At 30.8% G+C, this 21,794-nt stretch carries 20 protein-coding genes; 15 read left to right on the top strand and 5 right to left on the bottom strand.

The annotated features are described in order from the left end of the window. Positions 1-2: 2 nt before the first annotated feature. The 7 genes from D6200_RS04780 to D6200_RS04750 all read left to right on the top strand — a co-directional run bounded on the left by D6200_RS04780 (position 3) and on the right by D6200_RS04750 (position 9,532). On the top strand, positions 3-917 hold the full coding sequence (locus tag D6200_RS04780) for a hypothetical protein (RefSeq protein ID WP_073183022.1): 915 nt from the start codon (positions 3-5) through the stop codon (positions 915-917). 101 nt (positions 918-1,018) lie between these two features. Further along, a complete protein-coding gene (locus D6200_RS04775) occupies positions 1,019-3,307 on the top strand; it encodes a TonB-dependent receptor (protein ID WP_206337271.1) in 2,289 nt (762 codons plus the stop codon). A 22-nt stretch (positions 3,308-3,329) separates the two neighbouring features. Then, entirely contained in the window at positions 3,330-4,547 is a 1,218-nt protein-coding gene (locus D6200_RS04770) for a DUF4374 domain-containing protein (RefSeq protein WP_073183019.1), read from the top strand. An 8-nt stretch (positions 4,548-4,555) separates the two neighbouring features. Beyond that, a complete protein-coding gene (locus tag D6200_RS04765) occupies positions 4,556-5,257 on the top strand; it encodes an ABC transporter ATP-binding protein (protein WP_073183017.1) in 702 nt (233 codons plus the stop codon). 43 nt (positions 5,258-5,300) lie between these two features. Beyond that, entirely contained in the window at positions 5,301-6,731 is a 1,431-nt protein-coding gene (locus D6200_RS04760) for a DUF3526 domain-containing protein (protein ID WP_073183015.1), read from the top strand. After that, the gene (locus D6200_RS04755; protein ID WP_083574811.1) at positions 6,728-8,149 is read left to right on the top strand and encodes a DUF3526 domain-containing protein; all 1,422 of its coding nucleotides are present in this window, start codon (positions 6,728-6,730) and stop codon (positions 8,147-8,149) included. The genes D6200_RS04760 and D6200_RS04755 overlap by 4 nt, the downstream gene beginning before the upstream one ends. Positions 8,150-8,164: 15 nt before the next feature. Beyond that, a complete protein-coding gene (locus tag D6200_RS04750) occupies positions 8,165-9,532 on the top strand; it encodes an MATE family efflux transporter (RefSeq protein ID WP_073183010.1) in 1,368 nt (455 codons plus the stop codon). Between the two features lie 25 nt (positions 9,533-9,557). Here the strand turns inward: D6200_RS04750 and D6200_RS04745 are convergent, their stop codons facing one another. After that, positions 9,558-10,166: a methyltransferase domain-containing protein gene (locus D6200_RS04745; protein WP_073183008.1), complete on the bottom strand. Its 609-nt coding sequence runs from the start codon at positions 10,164-10,166 to the stop codon at positions 9,558-9,560. A gap of 204 nt (positions 10,167-10,370) precedes the next feature. Between D6200_RS04745 and D6200_RS04740 the strand changes: the two genes are divergently transcribed. Together D6200_RS04740 and D6200_RS04735 are read left to right on the top strand one after the other, a co-directional pair. Next, positions 10,371-10,682 carry a hypothetical protein gene (locus D6200_RS04740; RefSeq protein ID WP_073183005.1) on the top strand — a complete coding sequence of 104 codons (312 nt, stop codon included), beginning with the start codon at positions 10,371-10,373 and terminating at the stop codon, positions 10,680-10,682. Between the two features lie 374 nt (positions 10,683-11,056). Further along, a complete protein-coding gene (locus D6200_RS04735; RefSeq protein WP_073183002.1) occupies positions 11,057-13,423 on the top strand; it encodes an outer membrane beta-barrel protein in 2,367 nt (788 codons plus the stop codon). A gap of 291 nt (positions 13,424-13,714) precedes the next feature. Here the strand turns inward: D6200_RS04735 and D6200_RS04730 are convergent, their stop codons facing one another. Beyond that, positions 13,715-14,431: an RDD family protein gene (locus tag D6200_RS04730; RefSeq protein WP_073183000.1), complete on the bottom strand. Its 717-nt coding sequence runs from the start codon at positions 14,429-14,431 to the stop codon at positions 13,715-13,717. 118 nt (positions 14,432-14,549) lie between these two features. On the opposite strand from D6200_RS04730, the gene D6200_RS04725 reads away from it, so the two are divergent. From D6200_RS04725 to D6200_RS04700, 6 genes are read left to right on the top strand one after another with little or no spacing between them, the layout of a single operon-like run. Then, entirely contained in the window at positions 14,550-15,515 is a 966-nt protein-coding gene (locus D6200_RS04725; protein WP_047789477.1) for a stage II sporulation protein M, read from the top strand. Further along, complete coding sequence (locus D6200_RS04720; RefSeq protein WP_047789478.1) at positions 15,508-16,359, top strand: hypothetical protein; 852 nt, start codon at positions 15,508-15,510, stop codon at positions 16,357-16,359. The genes D6200_RS04725 and D6200_RS04720 overlap by 8 nt, the downstream gene beginning before the upstream one ends. A gap of 4 nt (positions 16,360-16,363) precedes the next feature. Continuing rightward, the gene (locus D6200_RS04715; protein ID WP_073182997.1) at positions 16,364-17,098 is read left to right on the top strand and encodes a hypothetical protein; all 735 of its coding nucleotides are present in this window, start codon (positions 16,364-16,366) and stop codon (positions 17,096-17,098) included. 1 nt (position 17,099) lies between these two features. Further along, on the top strand, positions 17,100-18,335 hold the full coding sequence (locus tag D6200_RS04710) for a DUF4350 domain-containing protein (RefSeq protein WP_073182995.1): 1,236 nt from the start codon (positions 17,100-17,102) through the stop codon (positions 18,333-18,335). A 1-nt stretch (position 18,336) separates the two neighbouring features. Further along, positions 18,337-19,341 carry an AAA family ATPase gene (locus tag D6200_RS04705; RefSeq protein WP_073182992.1) on the top strand — a complete coding sequence of 335 codons (1,005 nt, stop codon included), beginning with the start codon at positions 18,337-18,339 and terminating at the stop codon, positions 19,339-19,341. Between the two features lie 2 nt (positions 19,342-19,343). Then, positions 19,344-20,675 carry a DUF58 domain-containing protein gene (locus tag D6200_RS04700; RefSeq protein WP_125064449.1) on the top strand — a complete coding sequence of 444 codons (1,332 nt, stop codon included), beginning with the start codon at positions 19,344-19,346 and terminating at the stop codon, positions 20,673-20,675. A 35-nt stretch (positions 20,676-20,710) separates the two neighbouring features. On the opposite strand, the gene D6200_RS04695 is transcribed toward D6200_RS04700, so the two are convergent. Genes D6200_RS04695 through D6200_RS04685 form a run of 3 tightly spaced genes read right to left on the bottom strand, consistent with a single transcriptional unit; the run spans position 20,711 to position 21,665 of the window. Further along, positions 20,711-21,028, bottom strand: coding sequence for a CCC motif membrane protein (locus D6200_RS04695; protein ID WP_073182988.1), 318 nt, complete (start codon positions 21,026-21,028; stop codon positions 20,711-20,713). Positions 21,029-21,041: 13 nt separating this feature from the next. After that, positions 21,042-21,335, bottom strand: a complete 294-nt coding sequence (locus D6200_RS04690) for a DUF2752 domain-containing protein (protein ID WP_231128418.1) — start codon at positions 21,333-21,335, stop codon at positions 21,042-21,044. 6 nt (positions 21,336-21,341) lie between these two features. After that, positions 21,342-21,665 (bottom strand): YbaB/EbfC family nucleoid-associated protein, encoded by a 324-nt coding sequence (locus D6200_RS04685; protein ID WP_047789483.1) that lies wholly within the window; start codon positions 21,663-21,665, stop codon positions 21,342-21,344. Positions 21,666-21,794 lie beyond the last annotated feature (129 nt).

Raw genomic sequence — 21,794 nt, 5'->3', positions numbered from 1 at the left:
GAATGAGCATTTTTCCCAAAAGAACCATTCAAGGTACCACTGTTACCATTCATTGGAACTTTAATACAGCACACTTAAAAGATAAACACTTATGTCCATTGGTAAAAATAGGAGTAAAAGATCCCAAAGGTAATGTAACAATGCTTTTTGAAGATCATGTTGTTGCTTTTCCAGAAGAAAATGAAAATAAGGAAGTAGTACCACAAAAATTAAAATATTTAAACAAAAACACTCCGCTTTTAGTGTTGGCTTCATATTTAGAAGGAGCTTGTAAACGTGAAAAACTTGTAGAAATTCTTACAAACATACAAGCTGGTCGCCATTATTATTTTACATATAACGTTCCCGATAATGCTCCTCTAGGAAAATATACTCTCGTGTCCGAGGTGCATAATAATGGAAATATAAAGTACTCAAAAACTCACTTAGATGATCATTTTTGGGTAGAAAAAATCTCATTAATCAATGTAAAAAAAGAAGAAAAAATAGCAATGGTTTACAATCATTCAAAAGAGAAAACTCCAGTAAAAATAGTAAGGAGCTTTATCAACTCTGAAGGTTGTATGAAAACAGAAATGGAAGCTTTTGAAATGAATCCAAATGAAACAAAATCGCTTTCAATTTCAACAGGAAATACTTTTTTACTCTACAATGAAGAACGAGAAATAGTGCCATTATTAGAAGAGAACCCCATACACTTAATAAAGAATCACGAAATACTATTAGTTAGTAAATCACCAGAACTTAATTATCTCATGAAAAAAGATACAGATGAAGCTTTTTCTCTTACGTCAGAAGCAAAAGAATTATGGGATAAAGCGGATGGATTACTCACTAAAAATAGCCTGTCAAAAAAAGAGTTAGAGATATTTAAAGAAATGGAAGCTGAAGGGCTGATAAAGCAAGTAAGGTTATAATGACTAAAAATTATTTTAAATCAGAGATGTTATACCTTGAAAAATTAGGAAGTAAAAAAGTTATATGCATACTATTTTTTAGCCTATTAACAAGTAGTTTTTTGTATTCGCAAACAGTAAAAGTTTCAGGAGTAGTAACCGACAATTTAGGGATTCCTTTATTTCAGTCTCATCTCCAAATACAAGAACTTAATAAAAGTACAGTAACCAATGAAGATGGAAAGTTTACATTTAAAAAGATTCCGAAAGGAAAATATAGCTTAAAAATATCTTATGTAGGTTTTAAAACAAATTACCAGACAATAGATGCTTCAGGTGAAAAAACGAATATAAAACTTACTATTCAGTTAAAGCCAGAGCAAAATCAGCTAAATGAGGTAACTCTTGAAGGAAAATCAACAGCTCAAAGATTAAAAGAGAGTACTGCTAACGTGTCAGTTTTACAAATGGAAAAGTTTCGAGAGAGGAACATTAATACAAGTGATATTGTAAAACAAATTTCAGGGGTAAATGTACGACAAACAGGAGGTTTTGGTAGTGCTGCAAGAATCTATGTAAATGGGATGACTGGAAAATCGGTACCCTTTTTTCTAGATGGAATTCCTTTATCATATTTTGGAGCGGGATTAGGGTTAAACGTATTGCCTTCAAACTTAATAGAACAAATTGAAGTTTATAAGGGGGTAGTACCTGTAGACTTAGGAGCAGATGCGCTTGGAGGAGCGGTTAATATAATTCCTAGAAAATCATATTCAGATTACTTAGATATTTCCTATTCAGCAGGATCGTTTAATAGCCATAAAATGAGTGTAAATGCGCAATTGATGAGTCCAGACAATCAATGGATGTTTGGGGTAAATTCATTTTTTAATCACTCTGATAATAGCTATAAAGTTGATGTTGAAATACCAAACGAACAAGGAAATCCAAAGCCAGCGAGAGTTAAACGGTTTCATGATAAATTTTCTAACCATCTTTTAAACGTTTATGCAGGAGTTTTAGATAAAAAGTATGCAGATCGATTGGTTCTTAGTGCGCGTTATTCAGGACTTGACGATGATATACAGCACAATGCTATTATGGCTCAACCTTATGGAGAAGCCACTTATAGTGAATCAACAGTTGGAACTTCCTTAGAATATGAAAAAAAGAATATTTTAAAGAAAATGAACATGAAATGGTATAGTGCTTATAACCGTACCAGAGGACATTTTATTGATACTACCCTAAATGCCTATACTTGGGATGGTAAAATATATCGTAAACGGACAGATGGTGGGGAAATTTCTGCCTCACGAAATTCTTTAAAATTAACCTCTCAAAATGTTTTAAATCGAGTTAATTTAAACTACCATCCTTGGGAAAAAGGAAAGTTTACGTTAAACCTTTTTTCATCTTGGTTTAGAAGAGTAGGAGAAGATCCAATTGCGGCTGAGTTTTATGGAGAAGATTTTTTTAAGAATCCAACCCAGCTTTTTAAAAACGCTTTAGGAATTGCTTATGAACACCGTTTTTCAAAAAGTTTAACGAGTTACACGGGAGCAAAACATTTTTGGTTAGATGCAGATGGGTATGAAATAAAAAACCTTGACTTTGTTCCTAACCAACAAGAAACATCTAATTTTGGATTTTTACAATCGCTTCGTTACCATCTTACAAAATCTTTTTTAGTAAAGTCTTCTTACGAGTATGCTACGAGACTTCCTGATGAAGTGGAGCTTTTTGGAGATTTTACTTTAATAAAATCCAATCCATTTTTAGAACCAGAACAAAGCCATAATTTTAATTTAGGTTTCCAGTTAAAAACAAAGAAAGTTAATTGGGATACGAATCTTTTTTATCGAGGAACAAACAATGTTATTTGGTTGCGAACCTCACAGTTTTATTCCCAATATCAAAATTTACTAAAATCACGTACGCTTGGGGTTGATATGGAGCTGCGTTATCGTCCCGTAGATTTTCTTGATATAAAAGCAAATGCTACCTATCAAGATTTACGAAACCGTTCACCGAAAAATATTACGGGGGCTGTGGACAATCGTTATTTTAATGCAAGACTACCCAACATTCCTTATTTTTTTGGAAATGCAGAAGTACGCTACCACAAAGAAAATTTCTTGCACACAAAAAATAATATTTCAGCATGGTGGTCTGCAAACTACGTAAATGAATTTTATCTGTTTTGGGCTGTAGATGGTAATAAAGATTTAAAAAACACCATTCCATCTCAATTTACTCAAAATTTAGGTATCACTCTTTCTCACCCGGAAAATAGATGGACAGTTACTGCTGAAGCGACCAATATATTTAACGAAAAAGTATTCGATAACTTTAGTGTGCAACGTCCTGGAAGAGCATTTTATATAACACTTAGAACATTTATAAATTAAAAATAAACATCAATAAATAAAAATGAAAACACAATTCTTTAAAAAAATAAGTTTAGTATCATTTTACACATTTGTATTAGTTTTTACATTCATAGGGTGTAGTAGTGATGATAATTCACCAGTTGGAACCGATCCAGTAATTATTAATTTTGGGATTACAACAGTAAGTGGAGCATTTCCTAATCAGACCTCTTATATTCAAGGAAAATCAAGTTTAGAATTTTCAACGATAGGAAATGACAAGGCTTTAGAATTAACAGGAAATACAAGAACCGTTTCTTATAATAAAGAGTTGTATGCATTGCCTTTTGGCGCACCTGCAACCCTTGCAAAATATTCATTTAATGAAGAAGGAAATGCAGTCGAAGATCAACGTATTGTTGTTCCTGGGGCAAATACTTTTTCTGCCCTTTATTTTGAAAGTAAGGAGGTAGCGTATGCTTCAGTAGCAGGGGGAATTTCAAAACTTATTATTTTCAATCCAACTACAATGCGTATTACAGACGAAGTAGCTTTAACATTAATTAAAGAAAAATTTCCTGAAGCTACGCGCACCTATTATACAGATATGATTGAACGCGATGGAAAGTTGTTTATGGGAGTACATTATGAGAAAAATTTTGCTCCAGTAAACGATTGGGCTTATGTAGCGGTAATTGATTTAAAAGAGAAAAAGGTAGAAAAAATAATTTCGGATAAAAGAACAGGAATGGTGTTTGGCGGACATGCAGCAAATGCAGGAATGGTTAAAACTACTAATGGAGATATTTATGTACAAGGTTTAGGAACTACAATGAGTAGTGGAAGTAGCCCTAGTGGTTTGCTAAAAATACCTAATGGAGAAACTTCTTTTGACCCAGATTATTTTATGAATATGCAAGAAGCAACAGGAAATGTATGTTATGGAATTTATCATGCACCTAATGGAAGAAGCTTTACAGCAAGAGTAGAGGAGGTAAGTGATTTTTATGAGTATCAAACTGGGCAACCTCAATTCAAATATTTTGAGATTGATGTTCAAAAAAAGTCGAGTTTAGGGGCTGTACCAGGACTTCCTACCACATATGGATCTCGTAGTATGATTATTCTTCCCTATAAAGACCAAAAATTATTATTTACAACAGCAACGAATGATGAAAATGCTGTGTTTAGTTTTGACACCAGTTCAAACACATCTAGTAAAATGTTTACGTCTACAGGTGGTTACATATCAGGTCTTGAAGATTTTAATAACGAATAGAATACACCATGTTAAAAGCACAAGATCTCACAAAAAAATATGGTGATTTTACCGCCTTGAATAGTTTAAATTTAAATATTAAAGCAGGAGATATTTTTTGCTTGCTCGGAGCTAACGGTGCGGGAAAATCAACAACTATTAATTTGTTTTTAAATTTTATTGAGCCTACATCTGGTAGTGCTTTTGTTAATGATTTAGATGTAACAAAGAACCCACAAGAAACAAAAAAATGGTTGTCTTATATTCCTGAAAATCTCCAGTTGTATCAATATATGACAGGACTGGAGAATCTTCACTTTTTCTGTGGTCTACAAGGTGTGGATATAGAAAAAGAAGCATTAGAAAAGTTATTAATACAATCAGGTTTACAAAAAGATTTTATTAAGAAAAGAGTTCGTAGTTACTCTAAAGGAATGAGACAAAAAGTAGGGATTGCTTTAGCGAGAGCTAAAGGAGCCAAGGTATTACTTTTAGATGAGCCTACTTCTGGATTAGACCCAAAAGCAAGTAATGAGTTTTCTGAGCTTCTACTTAACATGAAGCAACAAAAAGTTGCCACTTTAATGGCAACACATGATCTTTTTAGAGCTAAAGATACAGGAACACATATTGGTATTATGAAAGAAGGAATTTTGGTTGAAAAGATGGAATCAAATCAAGTTTCTTTTCATGATTTAGAACAAAAGTACTTAAAGCACATGCATGAATAGTGTGTAATAAGTCATTACATCTAAAAAATAAAAATGTAAACAGATGATACATCAAGTATTTTTAATAGCTAAAAAAGAACTTACCAATATAGCAAGGCAAAATGCTTTAAAAATTTTGTTTCCTATTATTTTGTTCCTCTTAGGGTTTTCACTTTATGCTGGACATATAGCTTATAAGCAGGAAATGGGTATGGTGAAAAAGGCTCAAGAAGAAAGAAGAGCTGAGTGGTTAGAACAAGGAAATAAGCATCCGCATATTGCGGCTCATTATGGAACATATGTTTTTAAGCCTAAAACGCTTTTAAGTCTTTTTGATTTTGGATTGGATACTTATACAGGAACCTCCGTTTATTTAGAAGCACATTATGCACATGAGTTTATGTTTAGACCTGTACAAGGATATGGTAATATGGCTCGTTTTGGAGAATTGAGTGCAGCTTTGGTTCTTCAGTTATTATTACCACTTCTTATTATATTCATCACTTTTCAAACTTTTAGTAAAGAAAAAGAGACAGGAACCTTAAAGCTGCTAATAGGGCAAGGAGTTTCAATGAGATCCATTTATTTAGGTAAAGTTTTGGCTTATTCTTTAATAGTTCTACTCATATTAATATTGTTTTTTACAGGACTTTATATTGTGGGAATAATTGAAGGTAATAGTTTAGTAGTGCAAGATGTAGGTTTACGAGTTTTATTTCTCTTTTTTCTTTACGTTGGGTACTTATTTGTTTTTACAAACTTTTCTGTTTGGGTTTCTTTTAAGTCTTCAAATGCACGAAACTCTCTTCTAACTTTATTAATGTTTTGGATTACAACTGGTATTATTATTCCAAAAACTTCGGCTAATATAGGAGAGAGTTTATATCCTTTACCATCACTTAAAGCATATAAAGAAAAAATTAAAAGGGATATAGATAAGGGTTTGCCTATGGATGGCTCTAAAGAAGAGAGACTTGTTAAATTAAAGGAACAGTACTTAAAAAAATATGGAGTAGACTCTTTACATCAATTACCACTAAATTTTGAAGCAATACGAATGCAAGAGGGAGAAGAATATGCTTATAAAGTACAAAAAGTTCATGATTCTCTTCTTAACAGAAGGTTTGAATATCAAAATAGAATAGGAAGTATAATAGGGTTTGTTGCACCTTACATTTCAGTAAGAAATTTTTCAATGGCTTTTGCAGCAACAGACGGGTACAGTTTTAATGATTTTCAAGAAAAAACAAAAGTATACCGCCTTAAACTAATGAGAAAAATGAATAATGATATGGCTGTAAATTCACGTTATGGCGAGTTTTATGAGTACAAAGCAGGAAGAAATTTATGGGAAACGGTTTCTGGACTAGAATATCGTACACCAAGTGTAATGAAAATCTTTAAAAATTACAGAATAGAATTAATATCATTAATTTTTTGGGTTTTAATAATGTTCTTACTAATACCTTCTTCTCACAAAAATAAATTGATATGAAATTAACTATATTATTATGGAGACGTGAAGGTATTTCAATCGTTAGAAATACGTTTCAAATAGTCTTGCTTACCATCGTATTTTTATTGGGAATTTATGCTGTTTATTATGGGCACTCAAAAATAACGGAGCAGCGTAAAATAATTGAGAATGTTAAACATATTGAAAAGAAAGAATTTGAACAGTATAAAGAGAGTTTTTATGCCAATCATACTTCGTTAAAAGATAAACAGTTATTTGACATAGCTTCTAAGCCAGCCTATGCATGGTATCGACATGGATATCATGCAATTTTACCTCCTCATGGTTTAGCGCACATGTCTTTAGGACAAAGAGATATAGAACCTTATTACTATAAGTTAACGGGAATGAGTTTATATTATCAATTATTTGAAAATGAACTGGCAAACCCACTTAAACTCTATGTTGGAAATTTAGACCTATCGTTTGTTTTTGTTTATTTGTTTCCGTTACTTATCATAACTTTTACTTATGGATTATATGCAGAGGAGAAGGAAAATGGAATGTTACCCTTATTAAGGTTACAATCTATAGGGCTAAGAAAAATCCTCTTAATTAGAATTGCTTTTTATTATGTTTTAGTTTTAGGATTAGGAATCCTTTTGTCTATAATAGCCTTTACGGTTGCTGAAAAAGTAAGTATTTTAAGTGCTTGTTTATGGTTATTAGCAGTCTTGTGTTATTTCAGCTTTTGGTTTGCCTTAATGTTTCTTTTAATAAGCTTGAAAAAGAATTCTTCATTAACAGCCATTACTGCTGCTGGTTTATGGTTACTTTTTTTAATAGTTTTTCCAGCAATATTAAATGTATATGCAAATATTGTACATCCGATAGACAATACTTCATTAGCTGATATAACCCGAAGAAGAAGTCTTGAAAATGAAGAGAATATAGAAGAAGCTAAAGCTGTAGTTGTTGAGTATTTAGATTACCGAGATGATTTAAAAGGAGCAAAATCTTTAATAGATGTAAATACAATGGCCAAGGCTTATGCATCTTTTACTGCGCTTAATGATAATCATCACAGAGAAGAAGTACAGGAGTATTTTAAACAAATTGAGTTAAGACAAGAATGGGTTTCTAAATTTCGATGGGCAAATCCAGCAGTAAATGCTCAAGGAATGTTTAATGAAATAGTTGAAACGGATTCTGAAATTTTTCAATCCTTTTATCAATCAATTGAAGTTTTTCATAAAAATATTACCAATTTTTACTTCAACAAATTGTTTTTGGGCAAGCAAATAACAATAAGAGATTATGAAAGGTTGCCTAAGTTTAAGTTGAATGCTGATTATACTAAAGGTCAAAGAATAGGAAAAAGTTTACTAGAAGTAATGCTTATAACCTTTATAATTTTTGGAGTATCACTAGTTTTTTTTAAAAAAATAACTTCTTAAAAGAGTGGTGCAAATATGAGTTCCAAAATAAAAAATAACACAAAACAAAAGCTTGATTTTATTAATGATAGCCTTTGGGGGCTTATGTTAAAACTATCTGTTCCCAGTATTTTGGGTATGATGGTTATATCTATAAACGGGCTTGTAGATATATTTTATACAAGCTATTTTATAGGAATAAAAGCTTTTACAGGAATTTCAATGTTGTTTCCTTTAATGCTAGTTGTTACAAGTATTACTGTTTTTATAGCTGCAGGCTCTGCATCTGTTCTTAGTAGAGCTATAGGCGCCAAACAAATTGAAGTTCAAAAGAAAATAATTCCAAACATGATAGCCTTATCTCTCATAGGGGCAGCTTTAGTAACTGTTTTTGGAATTATTTTTTCTCATGAAATAGTTTCAGTAATAGGAATTACAGGAGAATTATTTACGTATGCTTTAGAATATTTTAAAGTATACGTTTTGGGAGCATTGTTCAGTATTTATGGTCTGTCAGCTAATAACTTAATACGGGCAGAAGGAAACATAAAAGTAGCAATGCAATTCACAATAGCTTCAGTAATTTTAAATATTTTACTAACTCCCATCTTTATTGGCGTTTTACATATGGGAGTAGCAGGTGCTGCATGGAGTAGTATTATAGCAATGTTTATTTATAGTTTGTTAACATCTTTATATTTTATCCGTGGAAAAGCAACATTTAAAACAGGGGCTTTTCGAATAAGGTTGGAGTATAAAATACTTAAAAATGTTTTAAGTATTGGTTTTTCAGCATTTACAATGCAACTATCTAATTTGTTTAGGCAGTTTTTACTTTTCAGGTTAGTGGTTTTCTATGGAACAGTAGAGGCTATGGCTTTTTTTAATGCTGTTTTTAGATTGTTTACTTTTTTAGCTATCCCGCTTTTAGGACTTTACCAATCTATGCAGCCGATTATAGGAATTAATTATGGAGCTAACAAGCCGTCTAGGTGTTTAAAAGGAGTAAGGGTATACAGGTTAGCAGGGGTTGTTCTTGGTGCAGGACTATTAATTCCGATACTAATTTTTCCTGAGGCAATGGTTAATGTTATATTACCTAATGTAGAACTTAATGATACAGAAATTTTTAATGTACGAATGCTATTGAGTATTTTATTAGTTATTCCAATATCTTCTAGTAGCATAGTTCTTTTTCAAGCTATAGGAGAAGCAAAATTAGCAACGTTGTTACCTATTGGAAGACAATTATTATTGTTTGTTCCGGTAGTATTACTTTTAACTAAATACTTTGGAATAGAGGGGATATATTACAGTTTGGCTTTAGAAAATATTTTATATGCTTTGGTTTTATATATTGTATCTAGAAAAACACTTAAGCAAATATCCAAGGGAATAATATAGGGGTAGGTATAAATGAGTTAGTTTATTATTTTATAAGGTGTTTCTTTTTTGCCACAATATGAAAAACATGCCAAAATTTTTCTTTTCCAGATAATGTTTTTCCTTTTTTAGAGATTTCATTAAAATAAAGAATCTCAAACTGATCAAATAAGTTTTTTACATCTTGTATATTGTGAAAAGTCATATCAGAGTTAGAGCTCCAGGAATCTTGTGGTCCAAAAAAATGTCCGCAAAAAATTCCTCCAGGAGATATACATTTAATGATATTCGACCATAGATTGTCAAATTGATTAGGATGACAAAAAGGAAGTGAAAAAGAAGCATTAACCAAATAAGCTAAAGGAAACTCTTTTATATTCTCAAAAGAAACGTTATTAAATTTTAATAATTTTGAATGTTTAGGAGCTAAATTTTGTTGTAGGTGAAGCAATGAGTTAGGATTACTGTCTATGGCAACTACAGAAAAACCATTTTCTAGCAAAGCAAATGTATCTACACCATTACCACAACCCAAGTCTATAGCTGTTTTTTCTGTTATATTATCTTGGGAGGCTATAAAATCTAAAGCTTTACGTAGTGTATAAGCTGGGGGATGTTTTTCTTTTTTAATTTTATTATAATGCTCTTTCCACATTCTATATTTTTTTCTGAGATAAACAAATATAATGAAGTATTACACTGTTTAAATTAAAAAATAAGATATTCTATTATATTTTAACTTTTATAAGAGTAAAAGGTTTATTATTATGTGTTTAACTTGATTGAGGTATTTGTTTTTGGGTGAAAGCAAGTGTGAAATTAACACCTTTTCAAGTTAATTTTAGTAGGTTTGTAAGTAATGAAAAAAGATTGGTTAAAGAATAGTGTAACCTATTTATTCCTTGTACTTTTTCTATCAGTGAAAATGACAGGAATTCATGTATTGATGCATACGGATGATATGGATCATGCAGTACATTGTACTATGTGTGACCATAGTATAACACATGATTTAACTCCTGCACTTACTCCTAATTTTCAAAATTTAATTATTGATAGGTTTGAAATTATAGTTCAAAAATCAATTATTAAAAATTACAAGTTTATTGCTACAAGTAACTTTGCTTTGTATCAGTTTATCTCCAGACCTCCTCCTCCTTTCTTATTATAATTTTTTAGAGAAAAACAAAGCAAAATATCATCGTGGTTTTTTATAAGTTATTCTAGTTTCTTTTAATGATAGCGTAATCAAAAGTTAAAAACTTTGGATTAATAAAATGTATCTAAATATTTAGAGCATAAAGCTATGTGTAAAGAAAAAACATTTCCACATTCAATTTTTTGAAAATAATTGCAACTTTTTTAAAAGGAGTTGAAGAACATTTTATGCAACTAATTGTAATGAAAACTTCTAGAACTTAAAAAAACAAAATAATTCATTCTTAAGTAATACTTAATATTTAGGTATCTGTGTAAAAACAGAAATTAAATAAGCAGAATGATTACAGGTAGATAAATCTATCTAACTAAAAAATAAATTAAATAATGAAAAATTATATCAAAATACTTATACGTTACTTTTTAATTCTTTTCCCATGGCTTGTTTTTTCACAGGAGGTTGAAGTAAAAGGAATCGTTAGTGATGTTACAAATCAAGTATTACCAGGTACAACTGTTTTTATAAAAGGAAGTAATAAAGGAACAGTAACCAATTTAGATGGGAAATATTCAATAAAAACTACTAGAGGATCTGTTTTGGTATTTTCTTTTGTAGGAATGATTACGAGAGAAAAAAAAGTAACTGATGAAGAAAAGATAAACATAACCTTAAAAGAAGATACTAATGCGTTAGACGAAGTAGTGGTTAATTTTAAAAAACCGCTTATTGAGGCTAGTAAAGGAAAATTAACATTTAACCTAAAAAAATCTACTCTTACAACAGGGCAATCCGCTCTTGATATGTTAAAAAAATTACCAGGGATAAATGTAGCGCAAAACGATGCTATTTTATTTAGAGGGGCGTCTGGGGTAAATATTATGATAGATGGTAAAATGACCTATTTATCTGGAGGTCAATTGTCAAATTTATTAAAAGGAATGAGTGCTGAAGACCTTAAAAAGATAGAATTGATAACATCACCAACAGCCGAGTTTGATGCAGCAGGTAATACAGGTATAATTAATATTGTTCTCGAAAAAAAACTTAAAAAAGGTTATGCAGTCAATTTACGAACTACCATTTCAAAAGGGAAATACTGGATGACAAACGAAAATATTTCGGCAAGTTTACGCACAAAAAAAGTGAATTTATATGGTTCTTTTGATTATAATACGCCTCATAGATTTACCAAAAACAAAAGTGGAAATACCATCAATGAGAACGGAGAATCTCTGTGGCTTAGTCGTAAAAACGAAAGTAACTATAAAATAAAATATTATACTTGGCGATTTGGAGCTCAATGGCAGTTTTTACCTAAACATAGCTTAAGTATTAACTATCATGGCTACTTTGATGACTTTAAAAAACAAAATTATTCTACAGTTAATAAATTTAATAATCTCAAAGAATTACAATCTTACACATTAACAGATAATAAAATAATTGAACCTTATCATTACGATGCGGGGAGTGTGCATTATATGTTTGTTATAGATTCTCTTGGAAAAAAATTAACAGCAGATGCCAATTATACATCCTATCGAAATTATTCAGATGGAATACTGATAACAGACAATTATGATGCAAATCAAAATAAATTAAATACTAACGTACTCAAGTCACACCAACCAGGAAGTGTAGATATTTTTTCAGCACAAATTGATGCTAATTTGCCTTTTAAGAAGTATGCTATTAAAACAGGGGTTAAATATGCTAAGGTAAAAAATGATAATCAATACGAATTTGAATCGTTAGAAGAAGATACTTATGTAAAAGTACCAGCATTAAGTAATCATTATAAATATAATGAACAGATTGCAGCAGCATATATAACAGGATCAAAAGAAATAAATAAAACAACAATAGATGCTGGACTTCGTGTAGAATATACCAGAGCAGAAGGATATACAGTAAAAGAAAATGAAACAAATCAATGGCAATATACCAAGTTGTTTCCCTCTTTTTCAATTGGACAAATTTTAGATAAAGACAATAAAATAGATTTTTCGCTTAATAGACGTATCAATCGTCCATCTTACACCGATTTAAATCTAGTACGATGGTATAGAGATCAGTACTTCTATTATTCAGGAAACCCTAATTTAACACCTGAATTAGCTTGGGTATATTCGTTTACATATAGCTTAAAAAATAAATATGTTTTTTCTGCAACGTATAACCAAAGTGATAATTTTATAAATCGAAGGCTTTTAGTAGATAATAATGGTACTACTATAAAAAGTCAAAGTGATAATTTTGGTAATCGTGAACGTTTTGATTTTACAGTATCAACCCCATTTAAATTATATTCGTTTTGGAACTTACTTTTCTTTTCAGACATAAGTTATACTACTTACCCTATTTCACAAGTTTCAGGAGAAAAACAACTATCAAAGTGGGCTACAACATTTACATTACAACAAGATATTTCCTTGCCAAAAGACTATAAAATGAATCTTTCTGCACACTGGTTTTCATCGGAGTTACTTGGTTTGTACAGTACAAAAGCAACAGGTTATGTAGATTTCGGTATTAAAAAAACATTTCTAAATAAAAAATTAGTAGCGCAACTGACTATAAGTGATGTATTTAACACCAACCATTATGAAGCCTATTCTCAAAGTGATATTATAGATTATTACTATAACAACAAACCCGATTCAAGAAGGTTTGGTATAACTTTACTTTATCACTTAGGAGGAAATTTAGTGAAAGAAAATAGAAAAAAAACAGAAGAACAAAAAAGGTTATGATTTTTTTCAAGAATTAAATTACGAGATAGAATTCCATAAAAAAACAAAGAATGTCATCTTTTTAGAGCGGCGTTCTTTGTTTTTTATCACGGTGTTTGTTTTCAGTAAATTAAAGGGTATGGTATTAAAAACACATTTTAAGTCCAGAAATAACCTTTATTTCCAAACAAAAATTTTAAACATAATGTAGACAAAGATGATAACTATTAATATTGGAGTTATAATCTCTTTCAAAAATTCCTTAACGCCTTTTTTGTTTTCTGTTTTCATATATTTCTGAGTATTGAAAAATTACTGCCTCGCGTAATAATGATAATCTTTAATCACAGTATCTATAAATTGAGCAGGCTTTTGCTCGGTAGTAATTCCTGTTAACTCAATAACTTTTGTGTATAGTTTCAAAATTACTTTATGATTTCTTTTCTTCATGGCATCTTTATATACTCTTGTGATAGTGTGAATATCATTATCACTCAATAACGTTACCTGTGAATAGGTTGGTGTATAGTTATCAACTACATCGCTTGCAATAGTATCTTTTAACGTAATTCTTTTCTTTTCAGATATTACAGTAGTTCCTGCAGCAATATCTCCTAAACGTTGCCCTTTTCCGTTTAATAAAATGGTAAGTACAGCAACAGAACCACTAGCTAAAGTGAAATCAACAAAACGTAATAACCATCTAATTAAATAACTTCCAAAAGTGGGTTTTGAACCATCTAATTTAACCACTCTTATTTGGTTGAAGTATTTACCAGGCGTTTGTCCGTTCATTAAAACCTCAAAAAGTAAGCTGTAGAAGAATACAGGAAGCCCTAGTAAAACAAAGAGACTCATGTATTCCATACGCATGGGAATGTCTAACATTCCTATTATAATAGCAATGATAATGTAGTACCCAACAATAAATAACGCATCAATTAAATATGAACCAATGCGAGTGGTAACATGAGCTACATTTTGACTGATAGCAATGTTTTGAGCTGTTTCTATTTGAAAATTATCCATTAATTAGTTTTTCACTTTTTTTGTTGATATTTATGCAACTTTTTTTAGTTTAGCGAAGATAAAAATATTCTATGATTAGAGAAACTTCTCAACAAACATGCTTTAATTTTTTAAACTCATGAGAGAAGCTGCCTTTGTAAATAAAAATAAAGAAAAGTGGCAGCTTTTTGAAGATGCGTTGTACAACAAAACAGTTATTTCACCAGATAAACTATCTGATTTATATGTGGAGTTAACTGACGATTTGAGTTATGCCAAAACGTTTTATCCTAACGGAAATACGGTGATATACTTGAATTCAATAGCATCTGCAGCACATCAAAAAATTTATAAAACTAAAAAAGAAAGCAAAAACAGGTTTGTTAGTTTTTTTAAAACGGAATTTCCTTTAATGTTTTATAGTCATCAAAAACAATTACTGATTGCGTTTTTAGTATTTGCTTTTTTTTCTATTTGTGGTGCTTTTTCAGCCGCAACCGATATTGATTTTGTCCGTTTGATTTTAGGAGATGGTTATGTAAACATGACTCTGGAGAATATTGAAAACGGAGATCCAATGGCTGTATATAAAAAAGCTAATGAAGTAGACATGTTTATTGGAATTACTGTCAATAATATAAAAGTAGCTATGTATGCCTTTGTGTTAGGAATGTTATTTTCGGTAGGAACCTTATACATTATGATGCAAAACGGAATAATGTTAGGTTCGTTCTTATATTTTTTTTACGATAAAGGGTTGTTTTGGGAATCGTCAAGAACCATTTGGATTCACGGAACCATAGAAATATCAGTAATTGTTATTGCAGGATGTGCCGGATTGGTATTAGGTAACGGATTACTATTTCCAAAAACCTATTCACGACTAGAATCATTTAAAAGAAGCATGAAAGATGGATTAAAAATAATGGTAAGTACCATTCCGTTTTTTATAGTTGCAGGATTTTTAGAAGGTTTTGTAACCCGTCATACAGAAATGCCCGATTGGTTAGCAATTTTAATCATTACTACCTCATTAGCAATTATTATATTTTATTACGTCATATACCCAATTAAAGTTTATAAAAATCAACAAACCAATGCATAAAGAATACGTAGAGTTTAAAAAAGAAAGAGATTTAGGAAGTATTATTTCAGATGCTTTTAAGTTTATAAGATTAGAGGGGAAGCAGTTCTTTTTAACAATTTTAAAAATAGCGGCAATTCCTATTGTAATTACTGTTGTTACTTCTGTTTATATGACTTATTTATTATCTGAAATTCCAAATAACAACCCTTTTGATACATTGAGTTTTGGAGGGTCGGGTATAATAATGGGTATAGCCTATTTGGTAACAGTTGTTTATGTTAATTTAGCAGGGATGTATTATATCAAGTCCTATATAGACAATAAAGGAGTTGTAAAAAAAGAAGAAGTAATAGCTGGTACAAAAGCTAAGTTTTGGTCGTTTACAGGATTTGGGATTTTAGCTGGATTAATAATTTTTGCAAGTATCTTACTTTGTTTTCTACCTGTTATTTATACAGCGACAGTATTGTCTTTAGGAGCTTCAATTTTAGTGTTTGAAAATGAAGGAGCAACTGAAACTATTAGTAAAAGTTTTAATTTTATTTCTGGTTATTTTTGGGAGACGTTCGGAGTAATGTTTGTTGTAGGTCTTTTAGTAGGAGTTTTAGGTTATGTGTTCCAAATACCAGCGGTGATTTATCAACTTGCTAAGATGGGAATAAGTATGGGAAATGAAGACCCTACATCAATGTTTAATACATATAGGGATCCTATTTACTTATTGTTAAATGTGTTGGCAACTGTAGGAAAGTTTTTATTCTATTCGATAACACTTATTACAAATGTACTTTTGTACTTCGATATTAATGAAAGAAAAAATTTGACGGGGACTATTGAAAGAATTGATAGTATAGGACAGTAATCTTTTGAAGCAGTTTCTTTTTTACATAGCGTTTTTTATTTGTTCAATCACTGTTTTTTCTCAAGAAGAAAAAATAGAGGTGCAGTATGATGATACTATTATAGAACAAAAAAAGTTTGATACTCAAAAAATAGAGGAATACAAACAAAAAGATGAATTTATATACATTGTAGAAAAAAGAGAACCTACTATTTTAGAAAAAATATGGGACTGGTTAAAACGAACCGTCATAAAAATTCTCTCTTATATTTTTGATGATATTACACCAGCAGTAGGATTTTTACGTGTTGTTTTAAAGGTTTTACCATACGTAATAGCAGGACTCGTACTTTTCTTCATTATTAAATTCTTTTTAAAAGTAAATGCACGCAATATTATTGATGGTAAAAAGGCTAAACCTATTGTGCACTTATCGGAAGAGGAAGAGTTAATTAAAGATAAAGATTTACCAAAGTTAATTCAGAAAGCAACTTCAGAAGGAAATTATCAACTAGCAGTACGTTATTATTATTTGTTGTTGTTAAAAAAACTGTCAGATAAAGAGTTTATTTCTTGGCAACAAGAAAAAACAAACGAAGATTATATAAAAGAGTTATCATCTAAAAAACAACTGTATACAGACTTTAAAGAGTTAACTTATTTGTACGATTATGTGTGGTATGGTGAGTTTTCTATAGATAAAGAAAAATTTACACAAGCGGAGAACAACTTTAAAAACACACTAGCTAAAATTTACTAATTTGGATAAAAAACTTAAAATATACATTGGTCTGTTGGTGCTTATAGTGCTCGGTATTTTTTATGTTGAATCTGTAAAGCCTAAAGAAATCAATTGGTATCCAAGTTATGCTGCAAAACATAAAATTCCATATGGTACATATGTATTGCATAAAGAAATGCCAAGTTTATTTCCAAAAAGTGAAGTAAAAGATATCTACCAAAATCCGTATGTGTACTTAAAAGACGATAAGAATAACGGAACCTATTTTTTTCTTGATAATAAAGTGAATTTTGACAAAGATGAGTTGAATGAGCTTTTAGAGTTTGCAGATAGAGGAAATGATGTGTTCATAGCAACCAATGGAATATATTTAGATACGTTGCAAACAAAGACAAGTTATTTAACAACTTCAGCGTTTGAGGAAAAAGCCTATCAAAAAATGAGTAACCCTATTTTTGGTGGAAAAGAGTATTATTTTGATAGAGATTTTTCAAAGCTGTATTTTTCTGAAGTTGATACGCTCAATACAACTATTTTAGGCGAGTTGGTAATACGAAATGAAAACGATTCCATCATCAGTAAAAAGCCGAATTTTATCAAAGTTAAACACGGAGAAGGTAATTTTTATTTGCATACGTTCCCGCAGGCATTTACGAATTATAACATGCTATTAGATAATAATTATGAGTACGTAGCGAATGTGTTATCATATCTAAATAACTCGGGTAATAAAGAAGCAGAGGTGGGTTCTAATAGTAACAATACCATTTTATGGGATACCTATTATAAAACAGGAAAAAGTAGAATAACCTCTCCCATGCATTATATTTTATCAACCCAATCGTTAAAATGGGCATATTATATAGGATTGATAGGGGTGTTGTTCTTTATTATTTTTAAAGGAAAGCGTAATCAGCGATTAATTCCTGTTATTACACCGTTAAAAAATCAAACACTGGCTTTTACACGTACTATAGCCAATATGTATTACGAAAAATCAGATCATAAAAATATAGCTGAACATAAAATCAACTATTTTTTAGAATATATCAGAATAAAATACCGATTATCAACTTTAAACATAGACGAACGTTTTTATAAAAACCTTGCTAATAGAAGTGGTAATTCAGAAGAAAAAGTAGTTGCTTTATTTAAAAAGATAGAGCAAATACAGTCAAAATCAAGTATAACCGAAGAAGATTTAATAGCCTTAAATAAAGCTATTGAAGCTTTTAAAGCATATAAAAAAGAATAGGATGGATACAGAAAACAATCCAATAGAAAATACGAATGAGTTATTTTCAAGTAGAATAGATTTGTCAAAGTTAAAAGAAGCGGTTGTAAAAATAAAAGAGCAACTAGGGAAAGTAATTGTAGGTCAAGAGGAGTTTATGGAGTTACTGTTGGTTTCTTTACTGGCTGACGGACACGTATTGATTGAAGGTGTTCCTGGAGTAGCCAAAACAGTAACAGCAAAGTTATTGGCAAAAACCATAGCAACCGATTTCAGCCGAATTCAGTTTACGCCTGATTTAATGCCTTCGGATGTATTAGGAACTTCGGTTTTAAACATGAAAACATCTGATTTCGAGTTTAAAAAAGGTCCGATTTTCTCTAACATTGTGTTGATTGATGAAATTAACAGAGCACCAGCTAAAACGCAAGCAGCATTGTTTGAGGTGATGGAGGAAAAGCAAATTACAATGGATGGTGAGCGTTATGAAATGAATCCACCCTTTATGGTATTAGCAACTCAAAACCCAATAGAGCAGGAGGGAACGTATGCCTTACCAGAGGCTCAATTAGACCGTTTCTTATTCAAAATAAATGTTGGGTATCCGAATTTAGAGGAAGAAATACAGATAATCACTGCTCATAACGATCGCAAAGGAGCGTTACCGCAAACGAAAGTGGAAGCTGTGTTAACAGAAGCTGAGTTATTAGAATACAGAAGCAAGGTTTTTGAAGTATTGGTAGAGGAAAAAATAATTAAATACATAGCACAACTTATTTCCAATACACGTAACAATGCACATTTGTATTTAGGAGGTTCACCAAGAGCAAGTATTGCAGTATTAATGGCCTCTAAAGCATTTGCAGCAATCAATGGACGTGATTTTGTGATTCCTGAAGATGTAAAGAAGAGCATTTACCCTGTATTACGCCATAGAATTATGTTAACTCCTGAACGTGAAATGGAAGGAATGACAGCCGATAAGGTGATTGAAATGATTGTACAATCTGTAGAAGTTCCAAGATAGTGATTCAATTCTTTAAATCGTTATACGTACACAATCGCTTTTTTATCTATATAAGCGTTATTTCGGCATTATTTTTAGTCTCGTTTTGGATTCCTGCGCTTTATTCAGTAACATGGATGCTTGTGTGGTTATTTGTAATAACGATATGTGTTGATGTGTTTATCTTATACCGATTTAAAAATGGATTTTTAGCGAAAAGAATTACATCAGAAAAACTATCAAATTCAGATGATAATGAAATAGCCATTACGCTTGAAAATAATTATCCGTTTCAAGTTTTTATTTCATTGATTGATGAATTGCCAGTACAATTTCAAAAAAGAGATTTCGAACATGCAATGTCTTTGAAGCCTGGTGAGAAATCAACCTATACCTATAGTGTTAGACCAGTTGAAAGGGGGGAATACAAATTTGGGAAAGTAAATATATTCGTGTCTTCTTTTTTACAAATGTTTTCCAAACGTTATTCCTTTGCTGCGGAAGAAAGTGTGAAAGTATATCCGTCATATATACAAATGAAAAAGTACGAGTTTCTGGCGATGCACAATAACTTAACGGAGTTTGGTATGAAGAAAATCCGACGAATAGGGCATACCATGGAGTTTGAGCAGATAAAAAACTATATTCCTGGTGATGATGTACGTACCATAAACTGGAAAGCAACTGCTAAAAGAGCAGAGTTGATGGTGAATCAATATCAAGATGAAAAATCGCAACCCATATATTCTATTATCGATTTAGGTCGTGTCATGAAAATGCCTTTTGAAGGGTTGAAGTTATTAGACTATGCAATTAATTCAACCTTAGCTTTTTCAAACATAGCCTTATTAAAAAACGATAAAGCAGGGATGCTTACCTTTTCCAAAAAGGTTGAAAAGATAGTAGCTGCTAGTAACAAAAAAACAAACTTATCGGTTATTAACGAAGAGTTGTATAATATTACAACCGATTTTTCAGATGCTAATTTTGCGTTATTGTATGCGAATATTAAAAGAAAAATAAATCAACGTAGCTTGTTAATTTTATATACCAATTTTGAGCATATATCGGCGTTAAAAAGGCAATTACCATATTTAAAAGCAATAGCTAAAAAACACTTGCTAGTGACTGTTTTTTTTGAAAATACGGAGTTAGATACGTTGATTACTGAAAATGCAGAAGATTTACAAAGTGTGTATCATAAAACAATTGCTGAGAAATACGCATACGAAAAACGTTTGATGATAAAAGAGCTAGAAAAAAACGCTGTGCATGCTATTTTAACAAAACCACAACATTTGTCTGTTAATGTAATAAATAAATACCTAGAGTTTAAAGCAAAAGGAATGATATAAAAAAAGCGACCATTTGGTCGCTTTTTTATGAGTTATTATTGATATTGTTCTAACTGTCTGTTATATTGTTCCATAAGAACATCCCAATCTGTTGTTGCAACTCTATAAATAGTCATTGACAAATAAATGGCATTTAATATTAAAGCAATCATAGCAACTGTTTTAGCTGTTTTTATAGACTTGATTGTAGCAGCATTGTATTGCTCAGGATTTGCTTCAGCTTCTTTTAGTTTATTGTTTGCCATTATAAAAGCAGGTGCAGCCAATACAATACCTAATCCAGCAAAACAACAACATAGGAAGCTAATTATAGATAGTACATAAATAGCCGTTGGATTGAATTGTTTTTCCATAGTTTTCTAAAGTTTAAATTAATTGATTCATTTTTATAACATAACTACTCACTATAATAATTATGTTAATGATAGCCAATATACTGATTATTTTTTGAGCATATTTTACTTTATAGAAGAAGTTAATGCCTACAACAAAAGCTAAAAGTAGTAAGGTATATATAGCAGGGTACATTTTAAAAGCAGCAACGAACTCTCCTTGTGAAATTAAGCTCAAAGCACGCTGTATACCACAACCTAAACAGTCAACTCCAAAGAATTTTTTGTTTAAGCAAGGCAACATATAATCTTCTAATTGTACAGGCATAACTTATTATTTGAACATATCCATTCCAGGAATATTAGGCATTCCGCTTTTAGCAGCAACAGCTAATTCCTGTTCGTTAATTTCACCAGCACGTTTTAATGCTTTGTTTAGCGCTAAGATTAAATAGTCTTCCAATTCTTCTTTGTCATCTAACAAAGACTCATCTACTGTAATAGCTTTAACTTCACGATTAGCGGTTACGGTAACTTTTACATTTCCTCCAGCAATTGCTTCATCAATTAAAACGGTATCTAATCGTTTTTTTGTTTCTTCTACTTTTTGTTGGGCTTCTTTTAGTTTACCCATCATTCCAGAAATATCTCCGAACATATTGTACAGTTTTTATGATTTATTTTCCAACAAAAATAGTATTTTCACAAGAAATATAAACCAACTTAAAAAATGAAAAAAATAATGCTACCGGCTTTGTTTTTTAGTCTTATTTTTGGTTCTTGCAAA

This window comes from Tenacibaculum mesophilum, assembly GCF_003867075.1.
Taxonomy (GTDB): Bacteria; Bacteroidota; Bacteroidia; order Flavobacteriales; family Flavobacteriaceae; genus Polaribacter; species Polaribacter mesophilus.
Note: the sequence above shows the minus strand (reverse complement) of the source record. Positions and strands in the feature narration are given on the sequence as shown.